This window comes from Streptomyces sp. NPDC055955, assembly GCF_042270245.1.
In the GTDB taxonomy this organism is placed as follows: domain Bacteria; phylum Actinomycetota; class Actinomycetes; order Streptomycetales; family Streptomycetaceae; genus Streptomyces.
Map to the genome: position 1 here is coordinate 86,093 of NZ_JBHJYS010000031.1, position 16,822 is coordinate 102,914.

The window sequence follows — 16,822 nt, forward strand, 5'->3', positions numbered from 1 at the left end:
CCCACTATGACGGCGGGAGGGCGGGGCCTCGATCGGAACTCAGCGTTCGGGGTCCTTCACCGCGTCGAGCACGACCGCCATCGCTTCCTTGAGCGAGTCGCCCTCCAACTTCGCGAAAGCACCCTTGAGCACCTGCCCAAGTAGATGGGGCTGGTCGCAAGCGACCGCCTCGAGCATGTACCCGCTGAGTAGGGCGAAGTCCAACGGGGCCATGTTCGTTCTGAGGAGGCCGTTGATGTAGCCAGGCTCGTCGTACCGAAGCGGCCTGCCGGACCGCGACGCCTCACCCGCGCCTTGACCCGCGTGGACCGCGGCTGCGGTGCTTACCTGCTGATCGTGCGCGCGAGGTTCCGGGACCGAGTCGGGCTTCGCAGTGTGCTCAGGGTTGGCCGTCTTCAAAACGCCGTTTTGAAGAGTCCCCTCTGCGTGGTCCGCGTCCGCCTCCGTTGCCGGCTCGAGCGTCGGCTTCAAAACGGCGTTTTGAACCGGCGGCACGTCCTTCTTCGGCTTCAGCTTGGCCTGCTTGATCTCATCAACCTTGGCGAGCTGCTCTTCCACGGGCTTGGCGGCCAGGCCGCGAACCTGCGACGGCTTCAACCGTCCCGCTTCGAGCTCCTCCTGGACTTCAGGAGCCAGCTTGAGGAGGGCGAGGCGATGCGAGACGTACATCTGCGTCTTGCCGATCCGCCGGCCGACCTCTTCCTGGCTGCCGTGCTTCTCCACCATGCGGGCGAGGAACTCGGCTTCCCTGACCGGGTCGATGTTCTTGCGGTGGATGTTCTCGATGATGACGGCGTCATCGATCTTGTCGTCGTCACCGAGACGGTCCTGGACGCGGATGTCGATGCGGGTCCAGCCGAGCTGCCGCGCTGCGGCCAGACGACGGTTGCCCGTGACGACAACCCAGTCGTGCCCCTTCACAGCCTTGGCGAACTCGGGCTTGCTGAGCACGTAACGGTCGTGAGAGACAACAGCGAGAGGCTGAAGCTGGCCCACCTCGACCATCGTGTCCTTCAGTTCGACGAACTCGGAGTCATCGTCGGTGTAGTCCTCGGGCTGCCGCGGGTTCTCCGGGTTCCCGGTGATGGTGTGCATCAGCACGGTCGTCGGCGGCCCTGCGGGCTCCTGCAGCGCGGACGCATCCTCCGCCTTCGGATCGCCCTTCTTCCCGCCCTTGGACGCCTTGGGGTTGTTTGTCCCCAGCAGCACGTTCCAGTCCTGTCGTGCAGCCATCAGCGTCGGACCTTTCCGCCCGCGCCGATCTCCAGGGCCAGCTGGTAGAAGTCCTCACGGGCCTCCATGGCGACCCGGTTCTTCTGGTACTGGGTGACAACTTTGCCTTCGAGTGCCGCCCGAGTGTGGACCTTGTAGTGGCGGATGACGGTGCGGGCCAGGGGCCAGCCCTGCGCCTTCACGAAGGCCTGGGTTTGCTCGAGGTCAGCGACGCCGTCGCGCGGGTCCCAGTTGTTGACGACGACGAGGTAGTTGAGGCCGAGCGGCCGCACGACTTCCTCGATGGTCTGCTGGGTGGGGATGAAGCCGAGGGGCTCGGGCTCGATGGGGATGATGATGTCGTCGACGACGTCCAGGACGGCGCGCATCGCGTCGGCTGCGGCGCTCTTGCCGAAGGGGTCGCCGGCGACCTCGCGTTCGTCTTCGGGTAGGTCCATCCAGCCGGGGGTGTCGAAGAAGCCGTGCTTGACCTTCCGTGATTTCTTCAGTTCGACGAAGTACGGCAGGTCCTGCCTGGTCTTGGTCTGGATGAAGGAGAAGGGGAGGTCGTCCCCGACTCGTTCCGACCACCAGGTGGCTGAGCCTTGGGGGTCTGATGAGACCGCGGCGACGTAGTCGGGTTCGTCCTTGGGAGCGGGGCCGAGTACGTGGGCGGTGATGGCCGCAAGGTTCACGGCGAGTGTCGACTTGCCGACTCCGCCCTTGCGGTTGATAAGCGCGGTGATCCGTGCCATGGGTTGTTCTCCGTAAGTTCCGTATGCTTCCCGACCCCTGAGGGGCCAGTACTAGCGGACCGGGACAGCATGGCACGGACGGTACGGAGCGGGCCGGTGAGGGCCCGGTGAGTCGCCGGATCGGGTGGGTTTCAAAACGCTGTTTTGAAACCGCGGGGTTCATCGGTGGGGACCGGTGGGGCTGACGGTCTTCAAAACGCCGTTTTGAAGAGGCGGAGCGTCAGGCGTATACCGCGGTAAACGCCCTGGCCGTAGATCCTCAGTCGTCGTCCTCGACCTCGCGGTACGGTCCGTCGGCGTAGACCGGATCGCGGAACAGGTCCTTGTACGGCGGCCGTTCCCGTACGGGCCGTGGGGTCGACCTGGGCTGCTGGCGGGGGACAGGCGGCATCGTGGGAGCAGGCATCGGGGTGGATCCGTTCGTCAGGCGGTTATGTACGGGCGGAGGAGAGTGCGGATGTGGTCGTCCAGCCACGTCCGCTCGAGGTCTTCCTGTTCGCGGTGCCACGCCTCCGCTGTTCGGGCGTGGGGCAGGGGGCGTCGGCGAGCGGCTGGTCCACGGATGGCTCCGATCGGCTTGCGCGGTGAGCGCGACTACACGGTCCCGTAGATCCACCGCAGTGTTGGCCCGGGTCATGCGCCGTCGAAGGCGGGGCGGCGGACAGGAGCATCACCTCCGGCGCGCGCGGGCGATGGCCGCCTGATGGATGGCTTCGCGTCGGGCGGGGGACTCGGAGGTGAGGCGGCCCAGTTCGGCGACGGCGTCGGTGAACTGGGCCGCGGGCTCCCGGTTCGCCGGATTCTTCAAAACGGCGTTTTGACACTCGAGGGCTGTCAGCACCGGTGGGTCGGTGGGATCGTGCTGCGGGCGGTGAGCGAGGAGCAATTCGCGGTTGTGGCGGAAACCGGCGAGGCGTCCTCGCTGGTGCGCACCGGCGCCTGCGGCCGAGGCGTCTCCTGCAGGGCGTTCGCCGCGTGCTGATGGTGAGGACGCCGACGGGCAGGACGCGGATGCTGCGGACGACATCGCGGTCCATTTTGTCGTTGATCTGCTGGGCGAGCTGGCCGCCCAGGAGCCGGAGTTGCGCGGCATAGGCCTGGGTGGCGGGGCGCAGGTCGAGCGGCCGCGGTCGGGGTCGTAGGCGATGGGCTGGACTCTGTCGGTGTACTGCGGGCACGGCGGCTCCGGATTCTCAGACCACCTGGCTTTCGCGGAAGTCGCGCTCTCGATGGAGGCAGAGCCTCCGGTATGTGCCTGGTGTCCTATCGCTGGCCCACGGTGCAAGGTGGCTGAGGCTGATCATGGTTCCGGGCTGCCGAGGTTGAACTCGTGGTGTCGTAGGGGATGACCGACTCCAGGATGGTCAGGTGTACAGGGTCCAACTTCGCGAGCCCCCGGTCGAGCACGTGTTCAGGCCGACACGGTGGTGGTCGTCGGATCCCGCGACCAGACACGTCTTCGTCGCCTTGTTCACCAGCTGCCACCCTGCCCCGCCGCCATCGTGCAGCGTCCACAGCGCCGCCTGGTCCCCGGCGATACAGTCCCGCATCACCGGCACCCCGTTGCGCGCCACCAGACACAGCCGCGCCCCGGCATTCTGCCGCAGCTCCGTCTCCGTCTCCGCGGACGGGGACATCAGCCACGTCTGGTACGCGCCCTCGTTGCACGTCGTCGTGTACGGCCCCCAGTCGGACCGGTAGTCCAGGCACTCACCCACGTCCGCGACGCTCTCGATGTGCACGTACTCCATCGACGCGGTCGCCGCGCTCGCCGGAGCCGGATTCAGCCCCCAGCACAGCACCCCAGCCGCCCCCATGGCAGCGATCTTCTTCAGCATGTGCCCTCCCCCTGTCGATACACGGCAACCTACCCAGGAGAGGGGAAAGGACTACACGCCACGACGGGGGCGCGCGATGCAGTGAGAATCCGACAGCACGAACGAGAAGCGGTGAGAATCCGACGGGCTCACTGCGACAGGAAACGTGAGACGCGAGCGCTGACCTGCGACATGACATCGGCGTGACACTGCGCCGGAGAAAATGACACGGGATTCGAGATCCCACACTGCCCGCCAGGGGGGCCTGGAGGTCGTCCACGGATGCCCCACGCCGTCTGGTCCGGAGCGATCAGCTTTGGCCTTGTCACTTCTCTGAACTACCAAGACGAGGATTTTGAGGTCCGCTTTAAGGACGACGTAGGCGCAAGGTGTCGCCCTGGACCGGCGGCCTCGGGCTGCCCACGGAAGCGCGTATGGCCGCATCGAGTTCGACGCGGAGAGGTGCGACGGTTTCTGTCCACAGATCTATCCGTTGCTCTGCCGAGTTTGGCCATGAGATCGGAATCGTGTAGCACTGGCGGCGAATGACGGCAACGACGTTGTGGACCTCGTCCGGGCCAACTTCTGCGATGCGGTGGCTGCTGTCGTGGACCTCGTCGTAAGCCGCTCGCAGTTCCTCTTCGGTAGTGGCTTGCGAGGACAGTGCTCGTCGGAGTTGGCCCAATGCGTTCTGAAAGTATCGATACTCAGCACGTCGGGCTTCCAGCAGCCACCGATCACGTTCAGCCTCAGCACCATGACGGGCTAGCTCTAACGCGCTTCGGTGGTTCGCCTCTGCGACCTCCATGGCTGTGCGGTGGCTCTCTCTTGCCTGAGCCAGGGCTGTGCGCATCTGCCATCGCCCCAGAAGCACACTCACTGGTATCCCCGCGAGGGCAAGGATCGCCGCGATTCCAGCAAGGTCCATGACAGCAATGATGGACGAGGAGTCGCTGCGGCGTCGTTGGTCTCTTGGAACTTGTCGTCAAGGCCAGCAACCCCCTGCCGCGGAGCGCGATCACCGGCGCAGTACGAAGCACTGCAGCTCGTCCGGCTCGAGCTCGTCACGCCCCGTTCCCCCACCCTCCGGTCAGCTCGCTGGCCGGTTCCGCAGTCCACCCTGGTGGCTTTGTCCACGAGAACGGCGTGAGTCGTCGATAAAGCCAACGCGATGATCTCCACCGCAGTTGAAGCCTGGGGCTGATGAACCAGAGGTTCAGACACGGCCCACCTATGGTCGCTCGATGGTGAAGGCGCTGCCGACGTGGGTGAGCCGCAGCAGCCGGGCCAGCACGTGCGGAACCGCGTGCAGCCGCAGTTCCACGCCGTCGGCCTTCGCCGCGCGGGCGGCGGCTATCAGCGCGGACAGGCCGGAACAGTCGCAGAAGGAGATCTGCGCACAGTGAACCTCGACGCCGCCCGGGTGCCTGCTGATCGCCTCGCGCAGGGTGTCGCGGACGGTGGGGGCGCTGATCACGTCGAGGTCCCCCGCCACGGTCACCCGGCAGGTGCCGGGCCCGGTGGCGTGGACGTCCACATGGATCGTGTCGTACACGGCGCCCCCTGGAATTGCGGTGTCGCGCATGAGGCGGTGGGCCGTGTATCCAGAGAACCCCTGACCAGACGTCCTGTCCAGACCCGGCGGGCGCGGGGCGTCGACGCGGCCGCTCGGCCGCGGGGGGCAGTGCCGCAGGCAGGTACCGGCTGCGAGGGCAGATCTTCGTTGAGACGGCGGCGCAGCAGCAAGAGGGCGGCGATGTCGGCGACCTGGGCGAGGCGTTCGAGGGCCTTGATGCGGGCGTCGTCGCCGACCCGGACGATGCCGCCGATGGTCACGGATGCCGGCACAGTGCTGCGGTCACAGGTGTTCACCACGTTCGGATACCCGCCCGGCCAGCGGGGGCGTCTCGCTCGATGCAGTGAGGCTGCCAGGCGGGAAGGGGGCCCAACCAGACCGGCCGGTCCCGGCAGCCCCGGGTGGTCGGGCAGGCTTCCGGAGCTGCCGGCCGGGTGGCGTCGTGCGTGCCCGGGGAAAGGCAGTTGCACCGACGCCGGTCTTCTATCGGGTGGGCCACGGCGGGCGGCTTGCCAGCATCGTCCACTCCCGGTCCGCCTGGCCGGCCGGGCACGACAACGCCCTGCCGCGCTCCACCGGGCGGCCAGCGCGGCGTAGATCGGCTCATCCGCGGAAACGGGGCACGCTGGACACCCTCCGTGATCCGGGGCCGCCCAGGGCGGGTGGTCCGTCGTACCCTCCGGCCGTCCCAGGACAGCGACCGCAAGGGCCCTTCAGGCTGCTGTCGTCACGCTGCTTGCCCTGCTTGCGGCTGATTCTGGTCTTTGGCTTGCAGTTCGAACCAGATGGTTTTGCCGGTGGCTGTCCGGATGGTGCCCCAGGTGTCCGCGAGCAGGTCGAGGAGTTCGGTGCCGCGGCCGCCTTCCGCGTCCGGGTCGACGGTGTTGCGTACGGGGCTGGCGGGCTCGGTGTCTTCGACCTCGCACAGCAGGCGGGAGTGGCGCAGCCGCAGGTTGAGCCTGAGTGGGCCCTGGGTGTGACGCAGGGCGTTGGTGACCAGTTCGCTGACCAGGAGCTCGGCGGTGTCGATCGGCTCGTCCTGGGCCCAGTCGCGCAGTTGTGCGGTCACCAGATGCCGGGCTCGGCCCGCGGAGGTCAGTTCTTGTTGCAGGGGCCAGGAGGCGTCCCATGCGGTGGCGCGGCCGCGGGGTGCGTCCAGCGGTTTCACCGGTGCCAGCATGCGGGACCACAGGGCCCACTGCCGGGCGGCCCACGAGGGTGTGGCGGCGCGAGAGGACCGGTCTCCTCGGCGGGAGATGGCAGAGCGGCCGATGGCCTGGGTGGCCATGGGGATCAGTCCCTTCTGAGCCTGCGGCGGACGGTCCGCCGGTGCGCGCCGGGCGGGTGTGGCGCCCGGTTCGCGTAGCAGGTGCTACACGTAAATATACATGTAACGCCCGCTACAGTAAAGATTTATACAAAAGACCTGAAACGGACGGCTGGGTGCCGCCGCCCTTCACGCATCCGGGAGCCTGCATGCCTCGCCCGCCCGATCCGGCCAAGCGACGTGACCTTCTCGACCGGGTCCGTGAGTACGTGCTGCGCAACGGGATCACGGACCCCTCCCTGCGCCCGCTGGCCAGCGCCCTGGGCACCAGCGACCGCATGCTCCTTTACTACTTCGGCACCAAGGAGCGAATGATCGCCGAAGCGCTTTCCGTCTTCGAGAGCCGGCCCCTCCTGCGCACCCGCAACCTGCTGGAGGCCGTCGGCTCGCCCACGGACCCGGCGGGCCTGCGCCGCTTCATCGAGGAGGTGTGGCGACAGTTCAGCGCCCCCGACGTACGCGCCTCACTCCCGCTCTATCTCGAGATCATGAGTGCCAGCGTGCTGCCCCCGGACCGCTACGGGCCCGTCATGCGTGACCTTGTCACCGGATGGACGGACCTGCTCACCTCCGTCTTCCGGGACCTTGGCATGACCCGGGCCCGGGCCCGGACGCAGGCCACTCTCCTGACCGACGCCGGCTTCGGTCTCGTGATCGCCCCTCTGGCGGACGGCGATTGGAGTCGGGCCGACAGCGCCTTCCGTGCCCTCCTCGACAGCCTGGAACCCGGGTGGCAAGCCACTGCCTGACTCTGTTCGGCGTGCTGCCCCAGGCGCCACCGTCACCGTCACGGCGTGCCAGGGGGCCCGATGAACGCGATCACCTGTGGTACCTGCCTCGACGGAACGGGGCCGCTCCGCGCTCTGGGGAACATCGACCCGAATAGTTCCGGCGGTTCCCAGCACAGACACCGGTCGGGGGCCGGCCTCCGTGGCTCTCCGGGCCCGCGAGAGGCCCCCGGCCGGTCACTGCTTTTCTCCGCTCCCGCACTCCCGGCAGTACCGCCCGGCCGTCCCGCCTTCCGCAGCCGTCCTGGTGCGCGCGTGCGGCTCGCACCGACTCCTGAAGCGCGGCCATCGAGTCCACCGCCGGCACCGGCTCGGGCGGCGCGGCCAGCTCGTCGCCGGACAGCTTCGCTGCGACCAGCTCCTCAAGCGCCTGCCGGTACTCGTCCCGCAGCTGGCCGACCCCGACGCCCTGGAGCTCGCGCATCAGTACCTCGGCGAGCTCCAGCTCCCGATCGGTGACGGGTGCGGACGGGGCGAGGTCTCCGGGATCGCGCAGCTCGTCCTGCCACAGCAGCGTGTGGAGGATGAGGATGCCGTGGCGTGGCCGCAGCAGTGCGATCCGTTCCCGGGAGCGGACGGCGACCTTGCACACGCCGGCCTGTCCGGTGCGGGCGAGCGCCTCGACGAGCAGCGCATACGGCCGCTCGGCCGGCGGCCCGTCGGGGCCGACGTCGTACGGCCTGCTGTACAAGATCGGGTCGATGTCCTGCCACGGCACGAAACCGAGCACCTGAACGACGTGCCTGGGACGTCGATGCGCCGTATCCAGCACTGGGCGGCCTGCCGCCCTGCCCGCAAAGCACGTCGTTGGGAATGCGGCTGTGAGGTGGTGTGTGAACTTTTCCCAACATGTTGCGAAGGGTTGATGCCCAACCCGGCAGGTGTCGGGGACATGCCCGGCTGCATGTCTAGGTTCGATCTTTGAGACGTACGTGCGATGGCGCGAGTTGTCGGCGTACAGCTGCAACGGGGGAAGGGATGGGCAGGGTGAGTCCTGACTATGACAGTCAACTCGAAGGCATCGCACGGGGGTTCGTCACCCTGTCCGGCGGTGAACGTGAGCGGTGCGACATCATGCTCAGGTATTCCACCGATGACCCGCTCGTCGTCGGCCTGATCGTGTCCCGGCCCGGCCACGGCAGCGCCAGCTGGGTCATCTCGCGGGACCTGCTGTCCGCCGGCCTCACCGGCACAGCAGGCATCGGAGACGTCACCGTGGAACCTGTGGCCGAGCAGAGCACGCCGCTCGGCGTCCTGCTACGCGTCCGCGATGAGCGGGGCGAGGCCCGCATCCACATCAACCACCAGGCGCTGCTGTTCTACCTGGAGCGCAGCCACGCCATGATGCCGTTCGGCAGAGAAGCACAGTCGAGGCAGGCCGACGCGGAACTCGACCAACTGCTCGACGAGGGTCAGGACCCGCCCGTCGTGCAGTAAACGGACGGGAACGACACGGATGCGCCGTGCTTCGACGCCATTGCATGCCCGTTTGCCATGGGAGGAAGCCGTTCCTGCGTCGCGGGACCAGCCCCCTTGGAAACATCAACGGCCCGACGACGTGAACGCGCGGGCGCAACGCAAGGTCCGGGGCTCAGCTTCAGGCGGCCTGTGCGTCGTGGCCCGGCTGCTGGTCGCGGGTGGCTTCGTCGCGTACGCGCCGGCAGCTGGTGTGGATGAGGCGGGAGACGTGCATCTGTGAGATCCCGAAGTGCTCGCCCGTTTCTCGTGATGGAACTGGTCCGGGGCGAGGGCCTGGACGCCAAGCTGGCCCGAGGTGACGTCAGCCTGGAAGAGGCGGCCCGGTGGGGCGCGCAGGTCTGCGACGCCCTCACCGAGGCGCATGCAGCGGGCGTGATGCACCGGGACATCAAGCCGTCCAACATCTACATCACGCACACCGGCACGGTGAAGGTCCTCGACTTCGGCGTCGCGAGGACGGCCGACCCGTATGCCACCGCCGACCGTCTCACCCAGACCGGGTTCATCGTCGGCACGCCGCCGTACATGGCCCCCGAGCAGGCACGCGGCTACCCGGAGCCCAGCAGCGACCTCTACGCACTCGGGTGTCTGCTGTTCGAGCTGATCACCGGCCGACTGCCCTTCCAAGCACCCGACGGCGTCGGCTATCTGACGGCCCACCTCAGCCAGGAACCACCCGCTCCCAGTTCGGTGCGGCCCGACATCCCCGGCGCGTGGGACGATCTCGTACGCAGACTCATGAAGAAGGACCCGGCCGAGCGGCACGAAACCGCCGCTGACGTCTCCCGTGCCCTGCAGCAGCTCGACCGGGCAGCACCCACTCGGCTGCTCACGCGAGAGGACCTGGAAAACCCTTCGGCCAGCGGAAACGACCCAGCGACAGGCCTGGCTGCCGACAGGACCGAACCCTCACAGACGGACGCCAACTCTGGCCACCACAGCCGGCAGGCCGCCGTGCGGCGAACCGGCTTCGAGCTGCGCATGACGCTGACTGTCCCCGACGGTGCCTGCGCGTTGGCGTTCAGTCCCGACGGCCACACCCTGGCTGGCGCCGGGCGGGGCATTCTCCTGTGGGACGCCGCCACCGGCGACCAGCGCCGTGAGCTGGCTGCCTGGCACGGCAAACCGCTGACAGGGATGAAGTCGGTTGCGTTCAGCCCGGACAGCCGCACCCTGGCCGCAACCCGCACTGACAAGCTGATTCGGCTGTGGAACCCGCACACCGGGGAGCCGGTCCGCGAGCTGAAGCACACCGGGTTGCTGACCACGCTGGACGCGGTCGCGTTCAGCCCCGACGGCCGCCTCCTTGCCGCCGGCGGCTCCGGCAAGGTCCGTCTGTGGGACGTGCACAGTGGCGAGCTGCACCGTGTCCTGGGCTCGCATCCCGACGATGTCAATGACCTGGTGTTCAGCCCTGACGGGCAGACGCTGGCCGGTGTCTCGGACGGGCACATCTTCGCCTGGGACACCGGCACCGGCGACCGAATCTTCTCCCTGATGTCCCCGAGGGACCCCATCCTCTCGCTGGCGTTCAGCCCGGATGGGCAGACCCTGGCGAGCGGCGGCTTCGGTCAACTCCACCTCCGCAACGTCCATACCGGCAAACGGCGCCAGACTCTCGCCGGGCTCACCGGCGCACAGGGGGCGAGCTACCAGAAGTCGTTGTCGATCGTGCGTTCGGTGGCCTTCAGCCCGGACGGCCGCATCCTGGCCAGCGGCGGCAACGACAACGCGGTACGCCTGTGGGACACGGACACCGGTGAGGAACTCGCCACCCTGGCCGAGGCACACACAAATGACGTCTTCTCGGTGGTGTTCAGCCCTGATGGGCAGACCCTGGCCAGCGCCAGCTACCCGTGGAACAGCTTCAAGAAGAACGGCGAGGTCTGCTTGTGGACCGCCACCCCATGACCTCACAGACGAGGTGTCGTCCGGCTCCGGACGTGCGGTCAGATCGCAGAGTCGGGTGGCACGCCGAAGCCTGGTCTTGGTCCGTGCCCTCGCCAGCCGCGACGAACGGGTGCACGCGGCCCTGGCGCCAATTGACGACGCCGGCAGACTCCAACGGCGGCTTACCGGCCTGACGTTGATCGTCGGGATCGTCTGCCTCGCGGAGGCAGGCGTCACCGTCGCGCTTGCGTTCTCGCTGCCCACTGGCGCTTCCCTGGTGACCTCGCGCGTGATCCGGTGGGCCGTGGTCGGGCTCGGGGTCGCGGCCGCCCTCGTGTACCGGGCCTGGGTGGGCCGGGGCCGCCCCCGTGCCCGTAGCGGTGGCCGGGCTGAGGGGGAGCAGAGTTGGTTCGGTCCCAAGCGCCACGGCATCGGCTGGGGCCCACAGGCGTGGCAGGGCCGTCTCATCACGCTGGCCGTCGTTGCCGCCGCGCTCGTGGCCAAGTTCGCCTTCGGCCTCCACTTCTTGAACGGCTAGCGACGCCGGGAGCAGTGCCGGCTGGGCTGCTCGGCCGCGACATGAGAAGACGCCGCCCAGGCCGCCAGGGACCGCACTCCCTCTACCGCGTCCTCAAAGCCCAACGTCTGGTGTTCACCAACCCGGCCAGCCAGGCGCATGGGCTGGTGGTTGAGGTGCTCGCGGGCACAACCCGTCATGCCGTGGTGTTCCCTGTTCAAGTTCTTGTGTTCAGTGCTGGCGGGCCGTCAGGGCTAGCCGGGGCAGGCCGTTGAGGCAGGCGGTCCACCAGGCGAGCCGGTCCGTCGGCCTACAGCCCGAATCGTCGCCATCGTTTCGCGCCTTCGGGGTCTCCGTCCCGTTCGTGTGCCCGCGCCAGCCGTATGAGAGCGTCCCTGCCTCCGATGTCGGCGGCCTGTTGGGCGAGCCGTTCTGCGCCGTCGAGATCCCCAGCCTCCCCGAGCCGCCGTGCCAGTCGCACCAGGGCATTGACGTTTCCCGCATCGGCGGCCCGTTGAGCGACTCGTTCCGCACCGTCCAGATCCCCAGCCTCCCCGAGCCGCCACGCCAACTCCACCAGGGGGCCCGGGTCTCCGGTGTCGGCGGCCCGCTGCGCGAGGGCTTCTGCGCCGTCAAAGTTTCCAGCCCGCTGGCGCAACTGCGCCAGCTGCGACAGGGCGCCCGGGTCTCCGGCGTCGATGAGCCGCTGGAGCAGCTGTTCTGCACCGCGGAGATCCCCGGCCTGCCCCCGCCGCCAAGCCAGCTCCGACAGGGCATCCGTGCCCCCGGCGTCGGCGGCCCGCTGGTACAAGTCTGCAGCGATGCCATATCGGCCCCGATGATCGGCTGCTGCTGCCAGGGCCTCCAAGTCCGCTGTGCTGGCTGCGTAGTCGCCTGCCGCAGTCCAGAAGGAGCGCGGCGGGAAGGCACGGGAGCGGATGGTGCGTGCGTGGTGGTCGAGGTAGTCGCTCAGGCGGTAGATACCTGGGAGGGCGCCCATGCCATCCGTGCCGGCGACAGGTTCCAGTGCTGCGACCACGCCCATGACCCTTTCACGCGCATAGTTGAGAGCGTGGGCGAACCAGGTGTCGGGGTCTGCGGCGGCACGTTGTTGCTCAGTCAGGTAGCCAGGGGCAGCGGCCGTGAGGAATGCGGCCGGCAGGGGGGAGGTGTGGCCGAGGCGGCGGGCGTCCATGGCTGCGGTGACGACAGCGTGGCCACAGGGGTTGAGGCTGGTGCCCTGGTGATAGTGGTCAACCAATTGTGGGCCTGCCGCGAGGGTCTGAGCGATTCTTCCGCTGGTGCACGTGCTCATGGCCGTGGCCAGCGATCGGTCGTGGTGAACGAGCGAACTTTGCAGGGCTGTGGCAGTGAAAGATACCGGAACGTCGACTGGATTGACTCCGTGGAGGAGGGACCGGGCGTTCGGGTACGTGCCCTTGGCAGACTCTGGGGTGGCGGTCAGGGTGCGGTAGTGCTCGGGCCACAGCGTGCCCAGGATCACTAACGGTCCAGGGCGCTCCAGGCGACTCTGCAATGCGGCGGCGGCCTCCTCCGCGTCGGTCCCGATGAGGAAATTCTGGGCGTCGTTGAGCCACAACACGGTGCGCGGGGCGAGGGCGTCGGCATCGAGTAGAGCGAGGAGCCTCCTGGCGTTCTTCGGGAAAACCAGCTGCCAGTCCTTGAGACAGGCGCGGATAGCCTCGAAGGAGGCACGAGTCTTGCCCGTACAGGACTCCCCACGTACGAGTACCAGCGCCGTCTGGCCGGTGGACGCTGCCTTGAACAGCTGGGCGCGCAGCTGCCAGTCGTGGTCCCGTTCTACGTAATTCGGGAGTACGAAAGTGCCGTCGTCAGCTGGTCGAGGCGTGCCATGGATGGCGGGGTGGACACCGAGCTGCTGCGCCGTCCACGACGCGACAGGCCGAGGACGATCGATTCGGCCAGCACCGTGCCTCTCGGAAAAATGCTGGTGGAGCTGCCCGATGCTGTAGGCGGCGACCCCACCACGTGTTGCCTGGACCGATGCGGGGGGAGCTGGGCTTGAGGCTGAGGTGCTGGTACCGGGCCCGCTCAGCCCTGGGGCAGTCCCGGCTGCGGAGGGTTTCCCAAAGTCACACCGCCCATGTTCCAGGCGGATGCGGACCCATGGTCGGCACGGATAGCTACGTTACCGCCGACGGCTTGCACGCTCTGGCCGGCTGACACGCCGCCTGGGGGAATGCGCTGGCTAAGCAGAGCGCTCAGTTGCTCAGCGGCCTGGGCTCGCCGGGTATCGTCGAGGCTTTCCAGCACGGTCTCGATACGGACCTGCCACGCCGCCTCCTGACGGATGCGCACCCGCTCGAGTTCGGCCGGCTCGGCCGTGTCCAGCTCGCCGGCGGTCTCGTCGAGGCGCTCCAGTTCGGCGTTCTCGCGCTGCGGGTCTCCCCGGCCAAGCCAACGGCCGAGCTGCTGGCGCAGCCCCGCCCATGCGTCAGTGCTTGCGGCCTGCACCACCGTTGTGCCTCCCACCGCGGCCAACGCGGTCATTGCCTCTGACAGCATCCATGCCCTCTTCTCTGAAAGGTCAGATCCGGCCTGGGAACGCCGCCGTGTCAGGTGCCCTCCCCAGGTCACTCCATCAGACACGTACCGCCGTTGTCCCTGGTTCCGAGGCCCGAGTGGCACGGCATGAAAGTCGCCATTGACGTGAGGGGGCATCCCTCCACGACAGTGACGACGCTTCCAATCTGGCTCGACTCCGAACGGTCACAGAGGCGGAGTTCAGGGTCTGGGGCGATTCGATCCGTCCCAACAGCCGACAAGCCGAGGCCAACTCGGCGGCGAACAGCCGAGTTGGCCTCGATGTACCGCTCTCGAGGACTGTGTTGATGGAACAGGGTGCTGTTCGCCGACGAGGCATGGCAGAGACGCCGCGACGTTCCCACGCGCCGCACGACGACACCGCCCCCTGCCACGCCCCGGACCGCGCCGCCCTCCCTGCCGACGCCACCGGGCCCGCCCGCCCTGACCCCGCACCAACGCGCCACCGAACGGGCCGCCCGCACCCCCTCCACGCGAGCACACCGCCCCACCAAGGCCGCTGGTCGGCAGTTGCGGCGCCCGACTCCACGCAGCAGCGGCCACAACCCCCGGCCCCCGCAGCTCCGCAGAGTCCGCCTGCGGGCCCGCCTCGGACCCCGCCTCCCGCTCCTGCCGTGCCGTCCACCGACCAGAAGCCCGTCAAGCCTGCCGTGCCGCCGGTCCCGCCCAAGCCTTCCCGTCCGCCGCGGCTTGTCTCACCGCCGCTGCCACCGCGGCGCCGTCGGCGGGCGGGACTCGCCGGTTGGCTCCGACGCCGCAAGAAGCGCCGGGACTGAGCCGCCCCCGAACCCCACCACCCACAACGCCACAGGGCCCGGTACGCAATGCGACCGGGTCCTGTGGCGTTGTTCGCCGCGCTGCGACCCCGCGCACCTGGCTCGGATAGCCACCGCGGGCCCCGATGCTGGGTGATCAGGCCTTGCTCTGAATCCAGACCCATCCATAGCTCACGACTACGCCACCAGCTGCAGTGGCGGCGCCGCGCACGAGATAGAGGCCGGTCTCGTTGCGTAGCCGTTGAAGGCGTCGCTGCCAACGGCTACGACGGCCTTCCGATGAGGGCTGCTGGCCCTTACGCTCGGGGTCAGACACGAGCTGCTCCTTCGTAGTTGATCGGGTCTTCTGCAGACGGCTCCCTGCCCACCAGGGGGCCGTCGCCGTTTCCGGCGGCGGCCGTGCCGTTGTCCACCCACCGAGACACCGGTGTGTCAGGCGGGGCGGCCGACATCAACGAAAGCACCCCGAAACACGCTCTGACCAGCAAAAACAGAGGTTGGTTAAGGAAAGTTCTTCTGGGCCTATGCGGGGCTACTCAGGCCCATGATGTGTCTTCCCAAGTCCTTGCCAGGTCGTACTGGCAAATACCTGCATTTCCTTGTTCTCCATGGGTGTCATGCAGGGGACAAGCTAGGCTTGATGACCCCAACTGTGTCCTAACGAGCGGGAGTTGAAATGCCCCAGATGCTGCGCCTCCCGAGTGCGGAGGAGCTCCCGCTGGGGCCTCTCAGAGACTTCGTGACCGAGTTGCATGTCTACTTCCGACTCTCCGGGCGGCCCACCCCGGCTCAAGTCGCGACGGCCGCTGGGCAGTTGAACGAGCCTGTTCAAGTGAGTCGTGAGACAGTCCGCAGGCTCCTCAAAGGCGAGACCACAAGCACCTGGCCCAAGGTGAAAGCGGTACACGAGGCTCTCTGCCGCATGGCCGAGCAGGATCCGACGTGGCGAAGATTCCCCGATGCCGGAGGCTACAACGATGACGATGAGGACCATCGCACGGCTCGCGATTACCTCCGTGATCTCTGGAACGACGCCGTAGACCGCGTGGCACCTGACGACAGCTCGCCGCACCCACAGCAGGGCCCATCCCCTTGGGCAACTTCTCCGGATCAAACAGGGGGTTGGGGCAGTTCTCGCGCGCAGTCGCTGGGCGATCCCTGGGCCACTAGCCCACCTCAAAATGTGAGCGACACTCAGAAGAAGTACAGCGACGAACCACCCTTCTGAGCCCTGATCGCGGGCACCGGTCGCTGAGGTGAGTACCTGATCCGAGTGGAACGCACAGAGGCCCCGGACATGTCCCCGGGGCCTCTGTGAAATCAGCCGATCAGAGTGTGCAGTCCCACCGTGCAGGCCCCGGCAGCGATTAGGCCGCTACGAATGGCCTCGGGGTACGACTTCGTCGTGACGAAGGTGAGCGCCCCTATGCCGACTCCGGTGGCGACGGCCATGAAGAGGATCACCGCAGTGCGAAGCGACAGGAGCGGTGGCTTCTCCGGGGGAGGTGGTGCCGGCATGTTCTGCGGGCTGGGCGGGGCGGGCTGGACAGGGATGGGGGAGCGCGGCTCCTGGGCCATCGGGGGTCTCCTTGCGGAAGGAGGTGCAGAGACGGCGGACACCTGAGGTGGTGTCGTCCGCGTGGGGTACGCCTCGCGGTCGGCGGTCCTGCTGCGGCCCTCTGCCTGAGAGCGTCCCTGTGAGGTCTCGGCCCTGGCCCAGGGTGGCGTGTTCAGAGTAGCGGCGTTCGGCGTGGGTGTTGCCCTGGGTGTCTGCAGGGTCATCGGTACTGCCTCCGGGGTGAGTTCGGCTTGGTGATCGCGGCAGGGCCATGACGCAGGTGACTACGTCTCCTCCCTCGGGCTCGGCTTCTTCACCCCCTGGGGCCGGAAGCCAGGCCACGGACAGCAGCGACCGGGAGGAAAGTTTTCGGGCATGACGAAGGCCCGGATATCCGGGTCCGGGCCTTGCTTTCACTGTGGGTCTAGCAGGCCGATTGCCTTCAGGACGTCGTCTTGGACGGCAGCCATGTGTGGACCGTGGACGCACAGGGCATCCTCGGGTGCGTCGTCGACCCGGCACGCGCCGTTGAGGCCCTTGG

The 16,822-nt window shown here is 67.9% G+C and carries 15 protein-coding genes and 1 pseudogene; 4 read left to right on the forward strand and 12 right to left on the reverse strand.

Annotated features, from left to right (window positions below):
• Positions 1-39: 39 nt before the first annotated feature.
• The 7 genes from ACFC96_RS41265 to ACFC96_RS41295 all read right to left on the reverse strand — a co-directional run bounded on the left by ACFC96_RS41265 (position 40) and on the right by ACFC96_RS41295 (position 6,648).
• The gene (locus ACFC96_RS41265) at positions 40-1,233 is read right to left on the reverse strand and encodes a ParB/RepB/Spo0J family partition protein (RefSeq protein ID WP_376617554.1); all 1,194 of its coding nucleotides are present in this window, start codon (positions 1,231-1,233) and stop codon (positions 40-42) included.
• The gene (locus tag ACFC96_RS41270) at positions 1,233-1,967 is read right to left on the reverse strand and encodes a ParA family protein (RefSeq protein ID WP_376617556.1); all 735 of its coding nucleotides are present in this window, start codon (positions 1,965-1,967) and stop codon (positions 1,233-1,235) included. The genes ACFC96_RS41265 and ACFC96_RS41270 overlap by 1 nt, the downstream gene beginning before the upstream one ends.
• A 259-nt stretch (positions 1,968-2,226) precedes the next feature.
• Positions 2,227-2,373: a hypothetical protein gene (locus tag ACFC96_RS41275; RefSeq protein ID WP_376617557.1), complete on the reverse strand. Its 147-nt coding sequence runs from the start codon at positions 2,371-2,373 to the stop codon at positions 2,227-2,229.
• 264 nt (positions 2,374-2,637) lie between these two features.
• Entirely contained in the window at positions 2,638-2,775 is a 138-nt protein-coding gene (locus ACFC96_RS41280) for a hypothetical protein (protein WP_376617559.1), read from the reverse strand.
• A 556-nt stretch (positions 2,776-3,331) separates the two neighbouring features.
• Positions 3,332-3,805 carry a ricin-type beta-trefoil lectin domain protein gene (locus tag ACFC96_RS41285; RefSeq protein WP_376617561.1) on the reverse strand — a complete coding sequence of 158 codons (474 nt, stop codon included), beginning with the start codon at positions 3,803-3,805 and terminating at the stop codon, positions 3,332-3,334.
• A 1,210-nt stretch (positions 3,806-5,015) separates the two neighbouring features.
• Positions 5,016-5,369, reverse strand: coding sequence for an STAS domain-containing protein (locus ACFC96_RS41290; protein WP_376617563.1), 354 nt, complete (start codon positions 5,367-5,369; stop codon positions 5,016-5,018).
• Positions 5,370-6,087: 718 nt separating this feature from the next.
• Complete coding sequence (locus ACFC96_RS41295; protein WP_376617564.1) at positions 6,088-6,648, reverse strand: ATP-binding protein; 561 nt, start codon at positions 6,646-6,648, stop codon at positions 6,088-6,090.
• A gap of 188 nt (positions 6,649-6,836) precedes the next feature.
• On the opposite strand from ACFC96_RS41295, the gene ACFC96_RS41300 reads away from it, so the two are divergent.
• Positions 6,837-7,436, forward strand: a complete 600-nt coding sequence (locus ACFC96_RS41300; protein ID WP_376617566.1) for a TetR/AcrR family transcriptional regulator — start codon at positions 6,837-6,839, stop codon at positions 7,434-7,436.
• Between the two features lie 70 nt (positions 7,437-7,506).
• On the opposite strand, the gene ACFC96_RS41305 is transcribed toward ACFC96_RS41300, so the two are convergent.
• Positions 7,507-8,502: a Ku protein gene (locus ACFC96_RS41305; RefSeq protein ID WP_376617568.1), complete on the reverse strand. Its 996-nt coding sequence runs from the start codon at positions 8,500-8,502 to the stop codon at positions 7,507-7,509.
• Here ACFC96_RS41305 and ACFC96_RS41310 point away from each other — a divergent pair.
• On the forward strand, positions 8,463-8,912 hold the full coding sequence (locus ACFC96_RS41310) for an SsgA family sporulation/cell division regulator (RefSeq protein ID WP_376617570.1): 450 nt from the start codon (positions 8,463-8,465) through the stop codon (positions 8,910-8,912). The genes ACFC96_RS41305 and ACFC96_RS41310 overlap by 40 nt on opposite strands.
• A gap of 160 nt (positions 8,913-9,072) precedes the next feature.
• On the opposite strand, the pseudogene ACFC96_RS41315 reads toward ACFC96_RS41310, so the two are convergent.
• A pseudogene (locus ACFC96_RS41315) lies at positions 9,073-9,189 on the reverse strand (RNA polymerase sigma factor SigF); the annotation flags it as partial.
• Positions 9,190-9,203: 14 nt separating this feature from the next.
• Here ACFC96_RS41315 and ACFC96_RS41320 point away from each other — a divergent pair.
• Together ACFC96_RS41320 and ACFC96_RS41325 are read left to right on the forward strand one after the other, a co-directional pair.
• Positions 9,204-10,865, forward strand: a complete 1,662-nt coding sequence (locus tag ACFC96_RS41320) for a WD40 repeat domain-containing serine/threonine protein kinase (protein ID WP_376617572.1) — start codon at positions 9,204-9,206, stop codon at positions 10,863-10,865.
• A 175-nt stretch (positions 10,866-11,040) separates the two neighbouring features.
• Positions 11,041-11,382, forward strand: a complete 342-nt coding sequence (locus ACFC96_RS41325; RefSeq protein WP_376617573.1) for a hypothetical protein — start codon at positions 11,041-11,043, stop codon at positions 11,380-11,382.
• Positions 11,383-11,671: 289 nt separating this feature from the next.
• On the opposite strand, the gene ACFC96_RS41330 is transcribed toward ACFC96_RS41325, so the two are convergent.
• The 3 genes from ACFC96_RS41330 to ACFC96_RS41340 form a co-directional block, all read right to left on the reverse strand.
• Positions 11,672-12,964: a tetratricopeptide repeat protein gene (locus ACFC96_RS41330; RefSeq protein ID WP_376617574.1), complete on the reverse strand. Its 1,293-nt coding sequence runs from the start codon at positions 12,962-12,964 to the stop codon at positions 11,672-11,674.
• A gap of 470 nt (positions 12,965-13,434) precedes the next feature.
• Positions 13,435-13,908 carry a hypothetical protein gene (locus ACFC96_RS41335; RefSeq protein ID WP_376617576.1) on the reverse strand — a complete coding sequence of 158 codons (474 nt, stop codon included), beginning with the start codon at positions 13,906-13,908 and terminating at the stop codon, positions 13,435-13,437.
• Between the two features lie 2,135 nt (positions 13,909-16,043).
• A complete protein-coding gene (locus ACFC96_RS41340) occupies positions 16,044-16,301 on the reverse strand; it encodes a hypothetical protein (protein ID WP_376617578.1) in 258 nt (85 codons plus the stop codon).
• Positions 16,302-16,822: the final 521 nt, after the last annotated feature.

What these genes read in the sequence shown, in the direction of transcription:
- ACFC96_RS41265 (WP_376617554.1), bottom strand. Translation starts at nt 1,233, where the DNA reads ATGGCTGCACGACAGGACTGGAACGTGCTGCTGGGGACAAACAACCCC.
- ACFC96_RS41270 (WP_376617556.1), bottom strand. Translation starts at nt 1,967, where the DNA reads ATGGCACGGATCACCGCGCTTATCAACCGCAAGGGCGGAGTCGGCAAG.
- ACFC96_RS41275 (WP_376617557.1), bottom strand. Translation starts at nt 2,373, where the DNA reads ATGCCTGCTCCCACGATGCCGCCTGTCCCCCGCCAGCAGCCCAGGTCG.
- ACFC96_RS41285 (WP_376617561.1), bottom strand. Translation starts at nt 3,805, where the DNA reads ATGCTGAAGAAGATCGCTGCCATGGGGGCGGCTGGGGTGCTGTGCTGG.
- ACFC96_RS41290 (WP_376617563.1), bottom strand. Translation starts at nt 5,369, where the DNA reads ATGCGCGACACCGCAATTCCAGGGGGCGCCGTGTACGACACGATCCAT.
- ACFC96_RS41295 (WP_376617564.1), bottom strand. Translation starts at nt 6,648, where the DNA reads ATGGCCACCCAGGCCATCGGCCGCTCTGCCATCTCCCGCCGAGGAGAC.
- ACFC96_RS41300 (WP_376617566.1), top strand. Translation starts at nt 6,837, where the DNA reads ATGCCTCGCCCGCCCGATCCGGCCAAGCGACGTGACCTTCTCGACCGG.
- ACFC96_RS41320 (WP_376617572.1), top strand. Translation starts at nt 9,204, where the DNA reads ATGGAACTGGTCCGGGGCGAGGGCCTGGACGCCAAGCTGGCCCGAGGT.
- ACFC96_RS41335 (WP_376617576.1), bottom strand. Translation starts at nt 13,908, where the DNA reads ATGCTGTCAGAGGCAATGACCGCGTTGGCCGCGGTGGGAGGCACAACG.
- ACFC96_RS41340 (WP_376617578.1), bottom strand. Translation starts at nt 16,301, where the DNA reads ATGGCCCAGGAGCCGCGCTCCCCCATCCCTGTCCAGCCCGCCCCGCCC.